At 72.0% G+C, this 16,695-nt stretch carries 15 protein-coding genes, 1 tRNA gene and 1 other RNA gene; 12 read left to right on the top strand and 5 right to left on the bottom strand.

Annotated elements, in window-relative coordinates:
• A partial coding sequence (locus VFJ21_07285) for a PHP domain-containing protein (GenBank protein ID HET7406926.1) occupies window positions 1-936 on the top strand: 936 nt, incomplete at its 5' end.
• Window positions 937-982: 46 nt separating this feature from the next.
• Here the strand turns inward: VFJ21_07285 and VFJ21_07280 are convergent.
• Complete coding sequence (locus VFJ21_07280) at window positions 983-1,834, bottom strand: hypothetical protein (protein HET7406925.1); 852 nt, start codon at window positions 1,832-1,834, stop codon at window positions 983-985.
• Between the two features lie 295 nt (window positions 1,835-2,129).
• On the opposite strand from VFJ21_07280, the gene VFJ21_07275 reads away from it, so the two are divergent.
• The gene (locus tag VFJ21_07275; GenBank protein HET7406924.1) at window positions 2,130-2,636 is read left to right on the top strand and encodes a hypothetical protein; all 507 of its coding nucleotides are present in this window, start codon (window positions 2,130-2,132) and stop codon (window positions 2,634-2,636) included.
• A 15-nt stretch (window positions 2,637-2,651) separates the two neighbouring features.
• Here VFJ21_07275 and aceE read toward each other — a convergent pair whose 3' ends face one another.
• Window positions 2,652-5,357, bottom strand: a complete 2,706-nt coding sequence (gene aceE, locus VFJ21_07270) for a pyruvate dehydrogenase (acetyl-transferring), homodimeric type (protein HET7406923.1) — start codon at window positions 5,355-5,357, stop codon at window positions 2,652-2,654.
• Window positions 5,358-5,410: 53 nt separating this feature from the next.
• Window positions 5,411-7,069, bottom strand: a complete 1,659-nt coding sequence (ptsP, locus tag VFJ21_07265) for a phosphoenolpyruvate--protein phosphotransferase (protein HET7406922.1) — start codon at window positions 7,067-7,069, stop codon at window positions 5,411-5,413.
• Window positions 7,070-7,186: 117 nt separating this feature from the next.
• Here ptsP and VFJ21_07260 point away from each other — a divergent pair, with 117 nt between their 5' ends.
• The 9 genes from VFJ21_07260 to rnpB all read left to right on the top strand — a co-directional run bounded on the left by VFJ21_07260 (window position 7,187) and on the right by rnpB (window position 14,475).
• The gene (locus tag VFJ21_07260; GenBank protein HET7406921.1) at window positions 7,187-7,624 is read left to right on the top strand and encodes a DUF3052 domain-containing protein; all 438 of its coding nucleotides are present in this window, start codon (window positions 7,187-7,189) and stop codon (window positions 7,622-7,624) included.
• A gap of 6 nt (window positions 7,625-7,630) precedes the next feature.
• Entirely contained in the window at window positions 7,631-7,960 is a 330-nt protein-coding gene (locus VFJ21_07255) for a hypothetical protein (GenBank protein ID HET7406920.1), read from the top strand.
• A 48-nt stretch (window positions 7,961-8,008) separates the two neighbouring features.
• Window positions 8,009-8,082 (top strand) — tRNA-Val (locus VFJ21_07250).
• A 55-nt stretch (window positions 8,083-8,137) separates the two neighbouring features.
• The gene (locus tag VFJ21_07245) at window positions 8,138-9,262 is read left to right on the top strand and encodes an AI-2E family transporter (protein ID HET7406919.1); all 1,125 of its coding nucleotides are present in this window, start codon (window positions 8,138-8,140) and stop codon (window positions 9,260-9,262) included.
• Between the two features lie 37 nt (window positions 9,263-9,299).
• Window positions 9,300-10,913, top strand: coding sequence for an AMP-binding protein (locus VFJ21_07240; protein HET7406918.1), 1,614 nt, complete (start codon window positions 9,300-9,302; stop codon window positions 10,911-10,913).
• Entirely contained in the window at window positions 10,910-12,058 is a 1,149-nt protein-coding gene (locus VFJ21_07235) for a Nif3-like dinuclear metal center hexameric protein (protein ID HET7406917.1), read from the top strand. The genes VFJ21_07240 and VFJ21_07235 overlap by 4 nt, the downstream gene beginning before the upstream one ends.
• Window positions 12,055-12,798, top strand: coding sequence for a C4-type zinc ribbon domain-containing protein (locus tag VFJ21_07230; GenBank protein ID HET7406916.1), 744 nt, complete (start codon window positions 12,055-12,057; stop codon window positions 12,796-12,798). Before VFJ21_07235 ends, VFJ21_07230 begins: the two co-directional genes overlap by 4 nt.
• 3 nt (window positions 12,799-12,801) lie before the next feature.
• Window positions 12,802-13,950 carry a bifunctional RNase H/acid phosphatase gene (locus VFJ21_07225; protein ID HET7406915.1) on the top strand — a complete coding sequence of 383 codons (1,149 nt, stop codon included), beginning with the start codon at window positions 12,802-12,804 and terminating at the stop codon, window positions 13,948-13,950.
• 135 nt (window positions 13,951-14,085) lie between these two features.
• Window positions 14,086-14,475, top strand: an RNA gene (gene rnpB / locus VFJ21_07220) — RNase P RNA component class A.
• Between the two features lie 42 nt (window positions 14,476-14,517).
• Here the strand turns inward: rnpB and VFJ21_07215 are convergent.
• Window positions 14,518-15,624, bottom strand: coding sequence for a site-specific integrase (locus VFJ21_07215; protein HET7406914.1), 1,107 nt, complete (start codon window positions 15,622-15,624; stop codon window positions 14,518-14,520).
• 90 nt (window positions 15,625-15,714) lie between these two features.
• Window positions 15,715-15,909, bottom strand: a complete 195-nt coding sequence (locus tag VFJ21_07210; GenBank protein HET7406913.1) for an excisionase family DNA-binding protein — start codon at window positions 15,907-15,909, stop codon at window positions 15,715-15,717.
• A gap of 186 nt (window positions 15,910-16,095) precedes the next feature.
• Between VFJ21_07210 and VFJ21_07205 the strand changes: the two genes are divergently transcribed.
• Window positions 16,096-16,695: hypothetical protein (locus VFJ21_07205; protein ID HET7406912.1), on the top strand; the 600-nt coding region annotated here is incomplete at its 3' end.

Genomic DNA, 16,695 nt, shown 5'->3' with positions numbered 1-16,695 from the left:
GGAGAGCTCGACGAACGCATTGCGTCCGAGACGTTGCAGGAGCTCGCCGGCATCGGAGCCGTCACGGCGTCCGTCATCACCGAGGCAGCGGGCGGATCCGAGCCGTCGTACCTCACGAAGCTGCAGTCGACGGCGACCGGATCGCTGGCCGAGGGCGGGTCGGCGTTGCGGGCGGCGTTGCGTGGCGACCTGCACATGCACTCGGACTGGTCCGACGGAGGTTCCCCGATCGAGGAGATGGTGCTCGCTGCGCGGGACCTCGGCCACTCCTATGTCGCACTCACCGACCACTCGCCGCGGCTGACCGTCGCGAACGGCCTGACGCCGGAGCGGTTGCGCAAGCAGATCGACATCGTGCGGTCGTTGAACGAGCGGTTCGCCGAGGAGGCGGCCGCGGGGTCGGCTGCGCCGTTCCGTGTGCTGACCGGCATCGAGGTCGACATCCTCGAGGACGGCGGGCTCGACCAGGAGCCCGAGCTGCTCGCCGAGCTCGACGTCGTCGTGGCGTCGGTCCACTCGAAGCTGCGGATGCCGTCCGCCGAGATGACGCCGCGGATGGTCGCAGCGATCGCCAACCCGAACATGGACGTGCTGGGGCACTGCACCGGCCGGATCGTCGTCGGGCGTGGTCGGCCGGAGTCCACGTTCGAGGCCGACATCGTGTTCGAGGCGTGCCGGCAGTTCGGCGTCGCGGTCGAGGTCAACAGCCGGCCGGAGCGGCTGGACCCGCCGCGGCGGCTGCTACGCCTGGCGGTCGAGATGGGCTGCCTGCTGTCGGTCGACACCGACGCGCATGCGCCAGGCCAGCTGGAGTGGCAGCCCTACGGCGCGGCGCGCGCAGTCGAGTGCGGCGCGACGCCCGACATCGTGGTCAACACCTGGGGCCTCGAGCGCCTGCTCACGTGGACGCGCGACCCGGGGAGCAGGGCCGGATGACGACGCTCTGGCGTCGACACCTGGCGACGATCAGGGAAGGTGGCCGTCAGAGCTCGTCGATCGACGGGCGCTGAGCAGGCACGAGCTGCTCGATCGGCATGGTCAGCACGTCGGTGAGGTTGTCGTCGACCGCGTCGGCCACGAGCAGTGCGCACGCGGCGTCGAGGCAGAGGGCCAGCACTCGTGCGGTGTCCTCGTCGGCGGGCGCGTGCCGGCAGGTCGGGCAGAACCGGCCGAGCGCCTCGGTGCCACTGCGGCGTACGAGCGTCCACACCCGGCGACGGGAGGTCAGGACGGCTGCCGCCCACGTCTCGCGCCGGGCGGTCTCGCGCATGTCGTCGTCCATCGTCCACGCCGTGCGCAGCAGCGACTCGAACGTCGCCGCCGCGTCGGCGTCGTGGCAGCGCTGGGCCAGCAGCGGCATCGCCGTCAGCAGCGCCTTCACCTCGGCGGCGCGCGGGCCGAGGTCGGGCTCCTCGAAGTTCTGCGTCGGGAAGACCGATCGCCAGGCTCGCATCAGGGCCGCGTGCTCGCCGCGGGTCAGGATCGGGCGGGCGTAGGCCGCGGCGATGGCGTCGCGGGTCGCTTTCAGCGCGATCGAGGTGATCTTCGGGTCGAGGGTGACGTAGGACCGGTCACCGGCGAGGTCCTCGGCGAACAGCGACTGCACCGCCTCGAAGGCCGCGAGCACCTCGGTCACCAGCGGCGACTCCGGCGCGAGCGCGCGGCCACGGGCGTCGGCGACGTAGATCGTGTTGTGCCAGGCACGGGCCAGCGAGGCCACGTCGCCGTCGGTGATGTGCGGCACCTGGGCGAGGACGCCGAGGATCTCGGTCAGGTTCGGGTGCTCCTCGAGCGAGGAGATGCTGACGGAGATGGCGCGGCGAAGGATGCCCACCCGTCCATCGTGCCGGTCCGGAGGGGCGTTCGTAGCCCGACCGGGCCGAATGCGGCGAAGGCGCCGGCAAAATCGTCCGATCAGACGATGCCGGACCGGTCAGATCGGGCCGGGGGCGTACGCCGGAGCGCCGGGCCTGCCCAGAAGCGGCGGCGCTCTTACCCGTGGGCTTGGCCACGCGTCGCCAGGTGAGAAACGCGGCGAGGGAGGGCACACCGAAAGTGTGCGCCGCAGCCGGCGGGGACGACCGACCGGCGCGAGTCACGGCCGGGGGAGGACGAAGGAGGGCACCACGGTGGCGCTGACGATCGACCGCCCCACTGGCACGCCCGCACGTCCCTGCCCACAGCCGCACTCCCGCGAGCTGCGCACGCGGACCGGTCGCATCACCCCGGCCGCGCTGCTTCCCGCCGGACTGGTCAGCGCGATCCTCGTCGCCGCCCCCTTCGCCGGCACGACGACGCATGCACTGTCGGCCGACAGTCGGCCGGCGGCCGTGGCCACGGCGACGGCCGCCGGTGCACCGGTCGCTGACGCTCCGGCGTCCCGCGTGCCCGCGTCGACCGACGCGCCCGCCTCCGGGCTGCCCGCTGCCGGAGCTCAGGACGCCGTCCAGACGGGAGCGCCCGCCGGTGCACCCGGCACCAGCACCACGGGCTCGCAGAACGCCGACCACGGCTTCTCGCTGAGCGTGCCGCAGGCCAGCGTCCGCAACCTGGTGATCGCCTACCTGCTGATCACGATCCTCGGGGCCGCAGTGATCATCATCGCCGCGATCCGCGGCGCGCACCGCCACGAGTAGTCGCCGATGTGCGGGCTAGAGCTGGTAACGCTCGATCGCCTCGGTCAGCACCTCCGCCTTCGCCTCGCCGCGATGCGCCAGCTCGCTCAACGCGGCAAGCGTGATCGACGGCCCGTCGACGTGGAAGAAGCGGCGTAGCGCCGGTCGGGTGTCGGAGTGGCCGAACCCGTCGGTGCCGAGCGACGTCCAGTCGCTTGGCACCCACTGCGCGATCTGGTCGGGCACCGCGCGCATCCAGTCGCTCACCGCGATGACCGGCCCCGGCTGCCCGTCGAGCTGGCGGGTCACCCAGGGCACCCGGCGTTGTTCGTCGCCCGGGTGCAGGAGGTTCCAGTCGTCGCAAGCGACCGCGTCGCGGCGCAGCTCGTTCCATGACGTCGCCGACCAGACGTCGGCCGCCACGCCCCAGTCCTCGGCCAGCAGGTGCTGCGCCTCCAACGCCCAGTGCATCGCGGTGCCGCTGGCGAGCAGCTGTACCCGCGGGGCGGGGCCGTTCCGGGTCCGGACCTCCGGCGCCGGCCGGAAGCGGTAGAGGCCGCGCAGGACGCCCTCTTCCAGGCCGTCGACCTCGGGCGCGGCGGGCTGCGGCTTGGGCTCGTTGTAGACGGTCAGGTAGTAGAAGATGTTCTCGGGCTCGTCGCCGTACATCCGGCGCAGCGCGTCCTTGACGATGAACGCGATCTCGAAGCCCCACGCCGGGTCGTAGGCGACGACCGCGGGGTTGGTCGACGCGAGCAGCATCGAGTGCCCGTCCTCGTGCTGCAGCCCCTCCCCGTTGAGGGTCGTGCGGCCTGCGGTGGCGCCGAGCAGGAAACCGCGCGCCATCTGGTCGCCGCACGACCACGCGAAGTCGCCCGTGCGCTGGAAGCCGAACATCGAGTAGAAGACGAAGACCGGGATCATCGGCTCGCCGTGCGTGGCGTAGGCCGAGCCCGCGGCCGCGAACGACCCCATGCAACCGGCCTCGCTGATGCCCTCGTGCAGGATCTGCCCGCGGGTGTCCTCGCGGTAGGACAGCAGCAGCTCCGCGTCGACCGGCTCGTAGCGCTGCCCGTGGGGCGAGTAGATCTTCGCGGTCGGGAACAGCGAGTCGATGCCGAACGTGCGCGCCTCGTCGGGGATCAGCGGCACGAACCGCTTGCCGAGCTCCTTGTCCTTCATCAGGTCCTTGAGCAGGCGGACGAACGCCATCGTCGTGGCGACCTCCTGCTCGCCCGACCCGCTCTGCAGCCGCTGGTAGACCTTGTCGTCGGGCAGCCGCAGCGGGCGGGCGCGCAGCACCCGCTTGGGCAGGAAGCCGCCCAGCGCCTCGCGGCGCTCGAGCATGTACTGGATCTCCTCCGACTCCGGGCCGGGGTGGTAGTAGGGCGGCAGGTCGCCCTCGAGCTCCTTGTCGGGAATCTCGAGGTAGAGCCGGTCGCGGAAGGTCTTGAGCTCCTTCTTGGTGAGCTTCTTCATCTGGTGGGTCGCGTTGCGGGCCTCGAAGTCCGGGCCCAACGTCCATCCCTTGATGGTCTGGGCGAGGATCACGGTCGGCTGGCCGACGTGGTCGCGGGCGGCGCGGAAGGCGGCGTAGACCTTGCGGTAGTCGTGGCCGCCGCGCGACAGCCGCGTCAGCTGGTCGTCGGACAGGTGCTCGACGAGCTTGCGCAGCCGCGGGTCGCGGCCGAAGAAGTTGTCGCGGATGTAGCCGCCGTCGGACACCGAGTAGCGCTGGAACTGCCCGTCGGGCGTGGTGTTCATCGCGTTGACGAGCACGCCGTCCTTGTCGTTGGCGAGCAGCTCGTCCCACTCGCGGCCCCAGACGACCTTGATGACGTGCCAGCCGGCACCGCGGAAGTAGCTCTCCAGCTCCTGGATGATCTTGCCGTTGCCGCGAACCGGCCCGTCGAGTCGCTGCAGGTTGCAGTTGACGACGAACGTGAGGTTGTCGAGCTCCTCGCGGGCAGCCACGCCGATCGCGCCGAGCGCCTCGGGCTCGTCCATCTCGCCGTCGCCGAGGAAGCTCCACACGTGGCTGCGGCTGGTGTCCTTGATCTGCCGGTCGTGCAGGTAGCGGTTGAACCGCGCCTGGTAGATCGCGTTGAGCGGTGACAGGCCCATCGAGACGGTCGGGAACTCCCAGAAGTCCGGCATCAGCCGGGGATGGGGGTACGACGGGAGGCCCCCGCGACTGATCTCCTGGCGGAACCCGTCGAGTTGGTCCTCGGTCAGCCGGCCCTCGAGGAACGCCCGGGCGTAGATGCCGGGGGAGGCGTGGCCCTGGATGAAGACCTGGTCGCCGGACTCCCCGCCGTCCTTGCCGCGGAAGAAGTGGTTGTAGCCGACCTCGTAGAGGCTGGCGGCGGACGCGTAGGTCGCGATGTGCCCGCCCACGCCGGGCTGCATGATGTTGGCCCGGCTGACCATGATTGCGGCGTTCCAGCGGATGTAGGCACGGATGCGCCGCTCGATGTACTCGTCACCGGGGAACCACGGCTCGGCCTCGGCCGGGATCGTGTTGACGTAGTCGGTGCTGCGCAGCGCCGGGACGCCCACCTGTCGCTCGCGGGACCGCTCGAGCAGCTTGAGCATCAGGTAGCGGGCCCGCCGCGGACCGGCGGCGTCGATGACCGCGTCGAGCGACTCGACCCACTCCTGCGTCTCTTGTGGATCCACGTCGGGGATCTGGCTGGGCAGCCCGTCGGTGATGACCGAGTAGCGATTGCGTCCTTGCGCCATGCCTCCATCGTCGTACGCCGATGGGTGTTGCGTCACGTCGGCGGCCGGCAGATTCAGCCGCGGATGGCCGCCGCGACGAGCGCGCGGGCCTCTTCGGGGCTGGACGCAGCCAGCGCGGAGGCGGCCAGGGCCCGGCACTCGTCGAACGTCCGCTCGGCGATCGCGGCGCGTACCTCCGGCAGCATCCGCGGGCTCATCGACAGGCCTTCGGCGCCGAGCCCCACGAGCACGGGGGCGAGGAGCGGGTCGGCGGCCGCCTCTCCGCAGACGGTGACCGGCACACCAACGGCCGTTCCGGCGGAGGTCGCGGCTGCGATCAGCTGGAGCAAGGCCGGCTGCCAGAAGTCGAGCAGGTCGGCGAGCTCGCCGACCTGGCGGTCGGCGGCGAAGGTGTACTGCGAGAGATCGTTGGTGCCGACCGACAGGAAGTCGACGGCTCGCAGCAGGTCGGCAGCGCGCAGCGCGGCGGCCGGCACCTCGACCATGACGCCGGCCTCGGTGAGGCCCTCCGCGTGGGCGAGCGCGGCGAACCATGCCCCCTCGGCGGCGGTCGCCACCATCGGCGCCATCACCCGCACCTGCGCGTCGCTTCCAGCGGCGGCGCGGGCGATCGCGCGCAGCTGGTCGGTGAGCAGCCGCGGGTCGCGCCGGGCGACCCGCAGCCCGCGGACGCCGAGCGCCGGGTTGGTCTGGTCCCCCAGCGGCACGAAGGGGAGCGGCTTGTCGGCGCCGACGTCCAGGGTGCGGACCGTGACCTGGCGGCCGGCGAACGCCGAGAAGACCGCCCGGTAGGCGGTGGTCTGCTCGGCCGTCGTGGGCGGGTCGTCGCGACCCAGGAAGAGGAACTCGGTGCGGAAGACGCCGACCCCCTCCGCGCCGACCCGGTTGGCCTTGTCGAGGTCGCCCGGGCCGCCGACCGCGACGAGCATCCTCACCGGCCGGCCGTCGCGGGTGCGGCCCGGACCGCCGGTCGGTTGCGCGCGCCGGCGTGCGCCGGCCTCCCGGCGCTCGTGCACGGTGGTCACGAGCTCGCGTTCCGGGTCGACGGTCACCGTGCCTGCGCTGCCGTCGACGACGACCTGCGCACCGTCGACGAGGGCGGCGGCACCCGCGCAGGCCACGACCGCCGGGATGCCGAGCGTCTTCGCCAGGACCGCCGTGTGGCTGGTGGGTCCGCCGCGCTCGGTGACCAGCGCGAGCACGCGTTGCGGGTCGAGGGTCGCTGTCACCGACGGGGACAGGTCACGGGCGACCAGCACGAACGGCGTGCCGGGATCGGGGATGCCCGGCGCCGGCTCGCCGAGGATCCACGCGACCGCCCGGTCGCGCACGTCGTCGAGCTCCGCCTGCGGCGGCACCGGGCGCAACGGGTCGGCGGCGCGCATGTCGCGGTAGGCCGCCAGGGTGTCGTAGATCGCGCGGCCGGCGCGCCGGTGCGACCGGACCGACTCCGAGACCATTGCCAGCAAGGCCGGGTCGCGGGCGATCCGCGCCTGCGCCACCAGCACCGCTCCGGTCGCGCCGACCTTGTGCGCGAGGTCTTCCAGCTCGGTCGCGACGGCGGCAAGCGCCTCCTGCGCGCGCTCGATCTCCGCCTCGACGTCGACCTGGCCGGCCTCCTCGCGGGGCGGCGGGGCGGGGGTCACCACCCGCACCACCGGGCCGGCCGCTGCGCCACGGCTGACGCCCACCCCGGCGTAGTGCGTGCTCATCGGTGTCATCATGCACGCCGGCGTGATCGGGAAGCCGGTCGGCGAGAGCACTTGCGCTCGCGCGCCGGAGCGAGTGAACTACCGGCAACCGTCTTACGGCTTTGGAGGGACAGGACAGTGAGCGCCACCGCGGACCCCGCGGCAGGGACCCACGGCATCGCCGACCGCCTCGGGATCACGCCGGGCGCCATCGTCCAGGAGATCGGCTACGACGACGACGTCGACGACGACTTGCGCGCCGCCATCGAGGAGCGCGCCGGATCCGACTTCGTCGACGAGGACTACGAGGACGTCGTCGACGTCGTGCTGCTCTGGTGGCGCGACGGTGACGGCGACCTGGTCGACGCGCTCGTTGACGCGCTCTCGCCGCTGGCCGACAACGGCGTCGTCTGGCTGCTGACGCCGAAGGCGGGCCGATCCGGCCACGTCGAGCCCAGTGACATCGGTGAGGCGGCGCCGACGGCCGGGCTCACCCAGACCAGCAGCATCAGCGCCGGTCGTGAGTGGTCGGGCACCCGGCTGGTGACGCCGAAGGCGCGCAGCACCAAGAAGTAGTGCTCGATGCCCTGCTACCGCTGCGGCGCACGCCAGACCGACCCGGTGCGGGGGCCGAGCCCCTGGAAGCGGGGCGTCCGCGCGGGCGAGCAGGTGCTGGTCTGCCCCGACTGCCAGCAGGTGCACGACTGGACCGCAGACATGCAGTCGTGCCCCGCGTGCGGGTCGGTGCGGCTGTCGCGGGTGCTCGGCCAGACCCGGTGCAGCGCCTGCGGGCACGCCTGGGACGACGGCGCGGCGGAGACGGCGGCACGGCATACGCCGGAGAGCGCGGACCTCGAGCACGAGGTCGACGCCGCCATCGGGCGGTTGTTGCGCGGCGATTCCGGAAGCTGAGGTCCCCGCCGCGGAGGGCTCGCGCCGGTAGCGTGTGCACCTGCAGCCGGTCCCATAGCTCAGCTGGCTAGAGCACCTCGCTTACACCGAGGGGGTCGCAGGTTCGAGTCCTGCTGGGACCACGTGGCCACCGACGAACCCGGGACGGCACGCGCTTCCGAGTCGCCGGACGTCCGCGTGCCGGTTCTCCTTGCCGGCGCGGCCGCGTGGTGCTGGCGCATCCTCGTCATCGCGGGCGCGTTTCTCGCGCTCTTCCTGCTGATCGCGAAGCTGCAGCTGCTGGTGCTGCCGTTCTTCACCGCGATGCTGCTCTCGGCACTGCTGCACCCGGCGGTGGCGTTCCTGCGGCGTAAGCACTGGCCGAGCGGCCTGGCGACGACCGGTGTGCTGCTCGTCGCCTTCCTGATCATCGCGGCGATCGCGGCGTTCGTCATCAACCGGGCCAGCGCGGAGTACCCGAAGCTCGTCGACCAGGTCAACCACGTCATCGATCAGACCCGGCACTTCATGGTCGCGCACACCTCGATCGACCCGAAGAACTTCGACAACGTCTCCGGCAAGATCCTCGACACCCTGCGCTCGCACCAGTCGCAGATCGCCTCCGGTGTGGTGACCGCGGGCAAGACCCTTGGCGAGTTCGCGACCGGCGCGATCCTCGCCTTCTTCATCACGTTCTTCCTGCTGTACGACGGGGAGCGCATCTGGCGCTGGGTCGTCGACCTGTTCCCGCGCGGGGCGCGCGAGGACCTGCGCGGCGCCGGCGAGCGCGCCTGGCGGACGCTGACCGGCTACGTCGCCGGCACCTTCATCGTCGCGCTGTTCCACGGCGTGGTCATCGGCGTCACGCTGCTGCTGCTCGGTACCCCGCTGGTCGCGCCGCTCGCGGTGCTGGTCTTCATCGGGTCGTTCATCCCGATCATCGGCGCCGTGCTGTTCGGCGGTCTCGCCGTGCTCGTCACGCTGGTGACGCAGGGGGTCGTGCCGGCCCTGATCGTGCTCGTCGTGCTGATCGTCGACAACCAGGCCGAGGCCCACCTGCTGCAACCGCTGGTCGTCGGCCGCTACGTGTCGCTGCACCCGCTCGCGATCGCAGTCGCACTGACCGGCGGCGCGCTGCTCGCCGGGCTGCCCGGCGCGATCTTCGCCGTACCGATCGTGGCTGCCGTCAACGCGGGCGTGGGGCATGTCCGGGAGCATCGCGACTCGCTGCTCCCGGAGGATGCCGTGCTGCCCGAGGAGTCGCCGCCCGAGGACCTGGCGGGCGGGGACAGGTCACCGCCCGAGCACGGGCCGGCCGAGTAGCGTCCTCCCGCAGACACCGCGCGAGGAGGCCACTGCCATGCCCGACCTGCACTTCGCGACCGTCTGGGAGGCGGTCGCCGACACGGTGCCGGACGCGGACGCCATCGTCCAGGGCGAGGCCCGGCTGTCGTGGGGCGACTACGACGAGCAGGCCGCCCGGCTCGCCGGCACGCTCGCGGCACACGGCGTCGGGCCGGGTGCGTCGGTCGGCATGTACCTGTTCAACGGGCCCGAGTACCTCGTCACGCAGTACGCCGGTTTCAAGTTGCGCGCCGTGCCGGTCAACGTCAGCTACCGCTACCTCGCCGACGAGCTGGCCTACCTGCTCGGTGACAGCGCCGCGGAGGCGGTGGTCTTCCACTCGTCGCTGTCCGACCGGGTGGCCGCAGTGCGCGAGCGCGCGCCGCAGGTCAAGGTCTGGATCGAGGTCGACGACGGCGGGCCGCACCTCGACGGGGCGCTGTCGTGGAAGGAGGCGCTGGCCGGCCCGCCCGCGCCGCGCATCGACCGGCCCGGTGACGACCTCTACGTGCTCTACACGGGCGGCACGACCGGCATGCCGAAGGGCGTGCAGTACCGCCAGGCCGACTTCGCCGCCATGTGGCTCGGGCTGGCCGCGCTCTCGGTGGGCGCGGCCGGGGGATCGGTCGACGACGTGCCGGTGGCGACGCGCGCCGCGGCGGACGCCGGCCAGGTACCGCGGACACTGGTGGCCTGCCCGCTGATGCACGGCACCGGCATGTGGCTGGGCGCCTTCGTCGCGCACTCGATCGGCGGGGCGGTGGTGCTCACCACCTCGCGGTCGTTCGACCCGCACGAGGCGTGGCGGCTGGTCGAGTCGGAGCGGTGTCGCGGCGTCGTGATCGTCGGTGACGCGTTCGCCCGGCCCCTGCTCAACGCGCTCGACGAGGCGGTCGCGGGCGGCACGGCGTACGACCTGTCGTCGCTGACACAGATGGTCTCCTCCGGCGTCATGTGGAGCGCCGAGGTGAAGCAGGGGCTGCTGCGCCACGCCGACCTGGTGCTGCTCGACGCGATGGGCTCCACCGAAGGCGCCCTGGGCACGAGCATCACCACCCGGGCCAACGTCAGCGAGACCGCGTCGTTCACGTTGGGACCGGCGACGAAGGTGTTCACCGACGACGGGCGCGAGGTGCAGCCCGGCACGGGCGAGATGGGGATGCTCGCGTCGCCGGCGATGATGCTCGGCTACCGCGGCGACCCGGCGAAGACCGCCCAGACCATCCGCGAGATCGACGGCGTGCGCTACGTGTTCCCCGGCGACTACGCCACCGTCGAGCCCGACGGCAGCATCAGGCTGCTCGGCCGCGGTTCGCAGTGCATCAACACGGGCGGGGAGAAGGTCTTCCCCGAGGAGGTCGAGGAGGCGGTCAAGCGCCACCCCGACGTCGCGGACTGCCTGGTCGTCGGGCTGCCGGACGAGCGGTTCGGCGAGCAGGTCGTCGCGGTCGCGTCGTTGCGACCGGGGTCGTCGGTCTCGGCCGACGACCTCGTGTCGTTCGTCCGCGACGACGGGCATCTCGCGCACTACAAGCTGCCGCGGCGGGTGGTGCTCGTCGAGGCGGTCCGCCGGGCGCCCAACGGCAAGGCCGACTATCCCTGGGCGCGCGAGGCAGCCACCTCCGCATGACCGCGACGGTTGCCGACGTCGTCGGCGTGCTGGAGTCGCTCTACGACCCGGCGTGGGCGGAGTCGTGGGATGCCGTCGGTCTCGTCTGCGGCGACCCCGAGGCCGCCGTACGACGCATCCTCTTCGCCGTCGACCCGGTCGAGTCGGTCGTCGACGAGGCGGTGGACGCGGGTGTCGACCTGCTCGTCACGCACCACCCGCTCTACCTGCGCGGCACGTCGTCGGTCGCGGCCACGACGCCGAAGGGTCGGGTCGTGCACCGGCTGGTGAGTGCGGGAATGGCGTTGCACGTGGCGCACACCAACGCCGACGTCGCCGCGCCCGGTGTCTCCGACGCGCTGGCCCGGGCGCTCGGACTGGGCGACCTGCAGCCGCTGCAGCCGCTGGCCGGCGACCCGATCGACAAGCTGGTCGTCTTCGTCCCGCACCCCGACGCCGATCGACTGCTTGACGCGCTGGCGGCGGCCGGCGCGGGCCGGCTCGGCGACTACAGCCGCTGCGCCTACCTCCTCGACGGGACCGGCACGTTCCGGCCGGAGCCCGGCGCGCGGCCGGCCATCGGCAGCGTCGGGCGGGTCGAGACCGTCGACGAGGTGCGGCTGGAGATGGTCCTGCCCCGACGGCTGCGGCCGGCGGTCGTCCGTGCGCTGCTCGACGTGCACCCCTACGAGGAGCCGGCCTACGACCTCTACGAGCTGGCCGTCCCGCCCGGTCGGCGAGGGCTCGGCCGGGTCGGGCGGCTGCCTCACCGGCTGTCGCTGCGGGAGTTCGTGCACGTCGCGGCCGAGGCGCTGCCGGCGACCGTGTGGGGGCTGCGGGCGGCCGGCGAGCCGGACCGTCCCGTCACGACCGTCGCGGTCTGCGGGGGAGCGGGTGGCGAGCTGGCCGGCGCCGCGGCGGCCGCCGGTGCCGACGTGCTGCTCACCGCCGACCTGCGCCACCACCCCGCCTCGGAGCTCTACGACGACACCGGCGTGGCGCTGGTCGACGCTGCGCACTGGGCCACCGAGTGGCCGTGGCTGGCCGATGCGGCCGCGCGGTTGCGAGAGGGCCTGGGCGCGGCGGGCATTACGGTGGAGACGAGCGTGTCCAGCCGGGTGACCGACCCCTGGACGTTGCACGCCCCGTCGTCTGGAGGCTCGTGAACGCCGATCCTTTCGCGCAGCTGCGGTTGCTCGACCTGCAGTCGCTCGACTCCTCCCTCGACCGGCTCGCGCACCGCCGCCGGACCCTGCCCGAGCTCGAGCAGATCGCCGGCCTCGAAGAGCGGCTGGCCGCGCTGCGCGGCGAGATCGTGGCGACCGAGACCGAGGACCGCGACCTCGGACGAGAGCAGACGAAGGTCGAGACCGACGTCGACGGCGTGCGCACCCGGATGGAACGCGACCAGCAGCGGCTCGATGCCGGCGCGGTCGCCTCGCCGCGCGAGCTGGAGAACCTGCAGTCCGAGATCGCCTCGTTGCACCGGCGGCAGGCCGACCTCGAGGACCAGGTGCTCGAGGTGATGGAGCAGCGGGAGTCGGTGCAGTCGCGGTTGTCAGCGCTCGTCGCCGATCGGGACCGGGCGCAGGCGGACATGGAGTCCGCGGTCGCGCGACGCGATGCGGCGTACGCCGAGATCGAGGCCGAGTCGGAGTCGGTGACCAAGCAGCGCGCCGACCTCGCGGGGTCCATCCCCGCGGACCTGCTCGGTCTCTACGACAAGATCCGGGAGTCTGCCGGGGGAGTGGGCGCGGCGGCGCTGCACCGGGGCCGCTGCGAGGGCTGTCACCTGCAGCTCAACACCGTCGACCTCAACGCGCTGCGCGACGCACCGGCGCAGCAGGTCGTGCGGTGTGAGGAGTGCCGGCGGATCCTGGTGCGCACGGCCGAGTCGGGTCTCTGAGTCATGCCTCGCCGACTGCGGGTGGAGGCCGACGGCGGGTCGCGGGGCAACCCCGGGCCGGCCGGTTACGGCGCGGTCGTCCGCGACGCGGAGACCGGTGAGCTGCTGCGCGAGATCGCGGCGAGCATCGGTAAGGCGACCAACAACGTCGCGGAGTACCGCGGGCTCCTGGCGGGCCTGGCAGCGGCCCGCGAGCTGGACCCGTCGTCGGTCGAGGTGGCGATGGACTCCAAGCTCGTCGTCGAGCAGATGTCCGGCCGCTGGAAGGTCAAGCACCCGGACATGCGCGAGCTCGCGGCGGAGGCGGCCGCGCTGGTGCGGTCACTGCCGTCCGTGTCGTTCCGGCACATCCCGCGCGAGCAGAACTCGCACGCCGACCGGCTGGCCAACGAGGCCATGGACGCGGCCGCCCGCGGTCTCGAGTGGACGCCGTCAGTGGCCGCTGCTCCGGCGCCGGCCGCTCCGGCGCCTTCTTCAGCGTCGGTTGCCGGTGGCCGTGGCGCGACGGGCTGGTCCGCGCCGGCCGGCCCGCCGACGACGACCTGGCTGCTGCGCCACGGGCAGACCTCGCTGTCGGTCGAGAAGCGCTTCAGCGGCACGGGCGATCCCGACCTCAACGAACTCGGGGTGGCGCAGGCGCAGGCCACCGCCGTGCGCATCGCGGCGGCCGGCGGCATCGATGCGGTCGTCTCGTCTCCGCTGAAGCGCGCCTTCGCGACCGCTGCGGCCGCGGCCGACGCGCTCGGCCTCGAGGTCATGGTCGAGGACGACCTGCGGGAGACGGATTTCGGGGACTGGGAGGGCTACACGTTCGCCGAGATCAGGCGCCGGTGGCCGGACGAGATGGCGGCCTGGATGGCCTCTCCCGACGTGGCGCCACCGGGCGGCGAGAGCTTCACCGCGACGGCGACCCGGGTGTTGGCGGCTCGGGACCGAGTGGTGTCGACGTTTCCCGGGCAGAGCGTCCTGCTCGTCTCGCACGTGACGCCGATCAAGACGCTGGTGCGGGCGGCGCTGGACGCGCCGCCGGTCGCGCTCTACCGGCTCTACCTGGATCTGGCCTGCCTGTCGGTCGTCGACTGGCAGGCCGGCGGCGCCGGTGTGGTGCGGTTGTTCAACGACACCAGCCACCTGGCCGGCCTGCTCGCCTGAGCGCGGGCCGGCCGGTCGGGCCGGCCGGCCCGGGTTGCCTGCCGACGGGGTCAGCTTTGCCGTGTTCGAACGTTGCAGGACTGACCTTGATCATGGAATGCCGGCGCTGCGTCGTACGCTGTTCGGTACGGCGGACGAGCCGGCCGGACGGTCGCGTCGGGTGCCTTCGGGCGCTCGCCGAGGAAAGTCCGGGCTCCACAGGGCAGGGTGGTCGGTAACACCGACCCGGGGTGACCCGCGGGACAGTGCCACAGAGAACAAACCGCCGGCCTCGGCCGGTAAGGGTGAAACGGTGGTGTAAGAGACCACCAGCACCCGGGGTGACCCGGGTGGCTCGGCAAACCCCACCCGGAGCAAGGTCAAGAGGGCTCCTCCGGGAGCCTGCGCAGGCGTTCGAGGGCGGCCCGCCCGAGCCTGCGGGTAGACCGCTGGAGGCTGCCGGCAACGGCAGCCGTAGATGGATGGCCGTCGGCCGGTTGCTTCGCAACCGGCGCACAGAACCCGGCTTACAGGCCGACTCGTCCGCCGCCTCCACGCTGACCTGCGGGTTCACTTGAGCCAAGATCGCTAAGTCCGTGAATAGTCCGCATGATCTTGAACCGGGGCCGGTCTGAGCGCCCGGTCCAGTACTCCCCGTCCCTCTTCCTCGGCCATGGGGAACAGGTGCCCGTAGGTGTCGAGCGTCTCGACGATGCTGGCATGCCCGAGCCGCGCCTGGATCGTCTTCGGGTGCAGGTTCGCGGCGATCAACGTCGAGGCGTAGAAGTGTCGCAGGTCGTGGAAGCGGGTGTTCGGCGGCAGATCTGCTGTTCGGACCGCGAGCTTCCACCGGTTGCCGAACGACGAGCGGCGAACCGGCTTCCGGAGGCGGTTGGTGATGAGGAAGCCCTCGGTGCTCGGCGGGAACCGGCGGATGTGTTCGGCGACGGCCTCGAGCACGACATCGTCGACAGGCACGATCCGGCGGGATGCGCGAGTCTTCAGCGGCGAGAGCTGGGGGGCGGTGCCGTTGCCCGTGAGTTGCTGCTCAACGTGGATCCGCCGTCGGAGGAAGTCGATCCGGCCGATCAACAGGCCGAGCGCCTCGCCCTCCCGGAGGCCGGCAGCGGCGCCGAGTAGGACGGCGATCGAGTAGCGCGGCGTGATCGACTGCATCAGTGTCAGCACTGAGTCGGAGGGGAGCGGCTCGACGACGCGGGGGTCGATGCGGGGGAGCGGGACGCGGGAGCACGGGTTGGCGGGAATCAGCTCGTCGTCGACGGCCGACTGCAGGATCGAGCGAAGGACGCCGTAGACGGTGTGAACAGTTGCCGGCGCGAGCTTCGTCGCCAGGTGCGCCACGAACGCCTTCATGTCGGGCCGGCGGAGCGACCCAAGAGGGCGGCCGCCGAACGCCGGTAGCACATGGTTCTTGAGGTGCATCCGATACAGGTCCTGTGTGTTCGGCCTAAGGTGCACCTGGGCGGTTAGCCAACGCAGCTCCGCATAATCGCGGAGCAGCACGCGACCGGCTCGCGGGTCGACGTAGGCGCCGGTGACCAGCCCCGTCGTCATCTCGTCCAGCCACCGTTGCGCGTCGCTCTTGCGGTCGAAGTGCCGCGCGCGTTCCTTGCCGGACGGATCCTTGTACCGCGCCCGCCACGATCCGTTCGGACGCTTCTGGATACTCGCCATCTCAACCTCCGGGCCCGCAAAACCGTAGAGCCGCCGGGCCGCACAGCGAAGGGCCGCGCACCTATCTGTGGACGGCGCGGCCCTCCGATGTCAGCGGAACCTCAACTGCACCTGTTGCGCCGTCACCCGTCCCGCGGCGATGAAGGCGTCGAGGTCGGCGTCGTCGATGCGGACGTGGGCGCCGAGTTTGACGTAGGGGATGCGGCGTTCGGCGATGAGCCGGCGGATGAACCGGGTGCCGGTGGCTAGCCGTTCGGCGGCCTGGTCGACGGTGAGTAGGGACATCGGCGGCTCCTGTATGCCGAAAGAGCGGAAACTGCGGGGAAGCAGTGGTGAAACGCTGCCCGGAACATACCACCGACAGAGTGCACAGCAAGTGGTCGTACTGCGCCTGGACCATGTACGGTGGCGGGCGTGACGGCACGGAGAAGCAGCGGGCGGCAGGATCCGGAACCGGATGGCGGCGAGCCGGTGGCGGATCTGAACGAGATCGTCGCCTACAACTTCCGCCGGGCCCGGGAGCTGCGCCGCTGGACCCAGCAGGAGACCGCGCAGCGGCTCGAGCGTTTCGTGGGGGTGCGGCTGCGCCAGGCGGGGGTGTCGGCGATCGAGGCCGCCTACGGCGGGGAACGCCGGCGGGAGTTCGACGCGCAGGAGATCCTCGCGTTCGCCTGCGGGTTCGACCTGCCGCTGGTCTGGTTCTTCCTGCCCCCGCCGGGGGACCGGCGCCGGTTTCAGGGTGCGCCGGAGCAGGTCAACGAGCTCTACCGGCTCACCCTGGGCCGCGAGGATCAGCTGCCCGCGCTGGATGACCGGTTCCGTGAGCTGGGCATGGTCGAACCGGACGAGGACGACACCGTCCTGCAGCGCCTCTACGGCGCCCCGACCGAGCGGCAGTTGGCGGACTACCGGCGCCGGCGCAAGGATCTGTTGCTCGCCCTGCTGGACGACCAGGCCGACAGCCTCGACCGCTCCGCGGAGGAGCTGGGCCGGTTCTTCGACCACCTGCGCCAGGTCGGCATCCGCGGCTACGTCGCCGAACACGCAGGCGACTCCGACTACCTGCGCCGC

The organism is Mycobacteriales bacterium (assembly GCA_035690485.1).
In the GTDB taxonomy this organism is placed as follows: domain Bacteria; phylum Actinomycetota; class Actinomycetes; order JAFAQI01; family DASSKL01; genus DASSKL01.
Note: the sequence above shows the minus strand (reverse complement) of the source record. Positions and strands in the feature narration are given on the sequence as shown.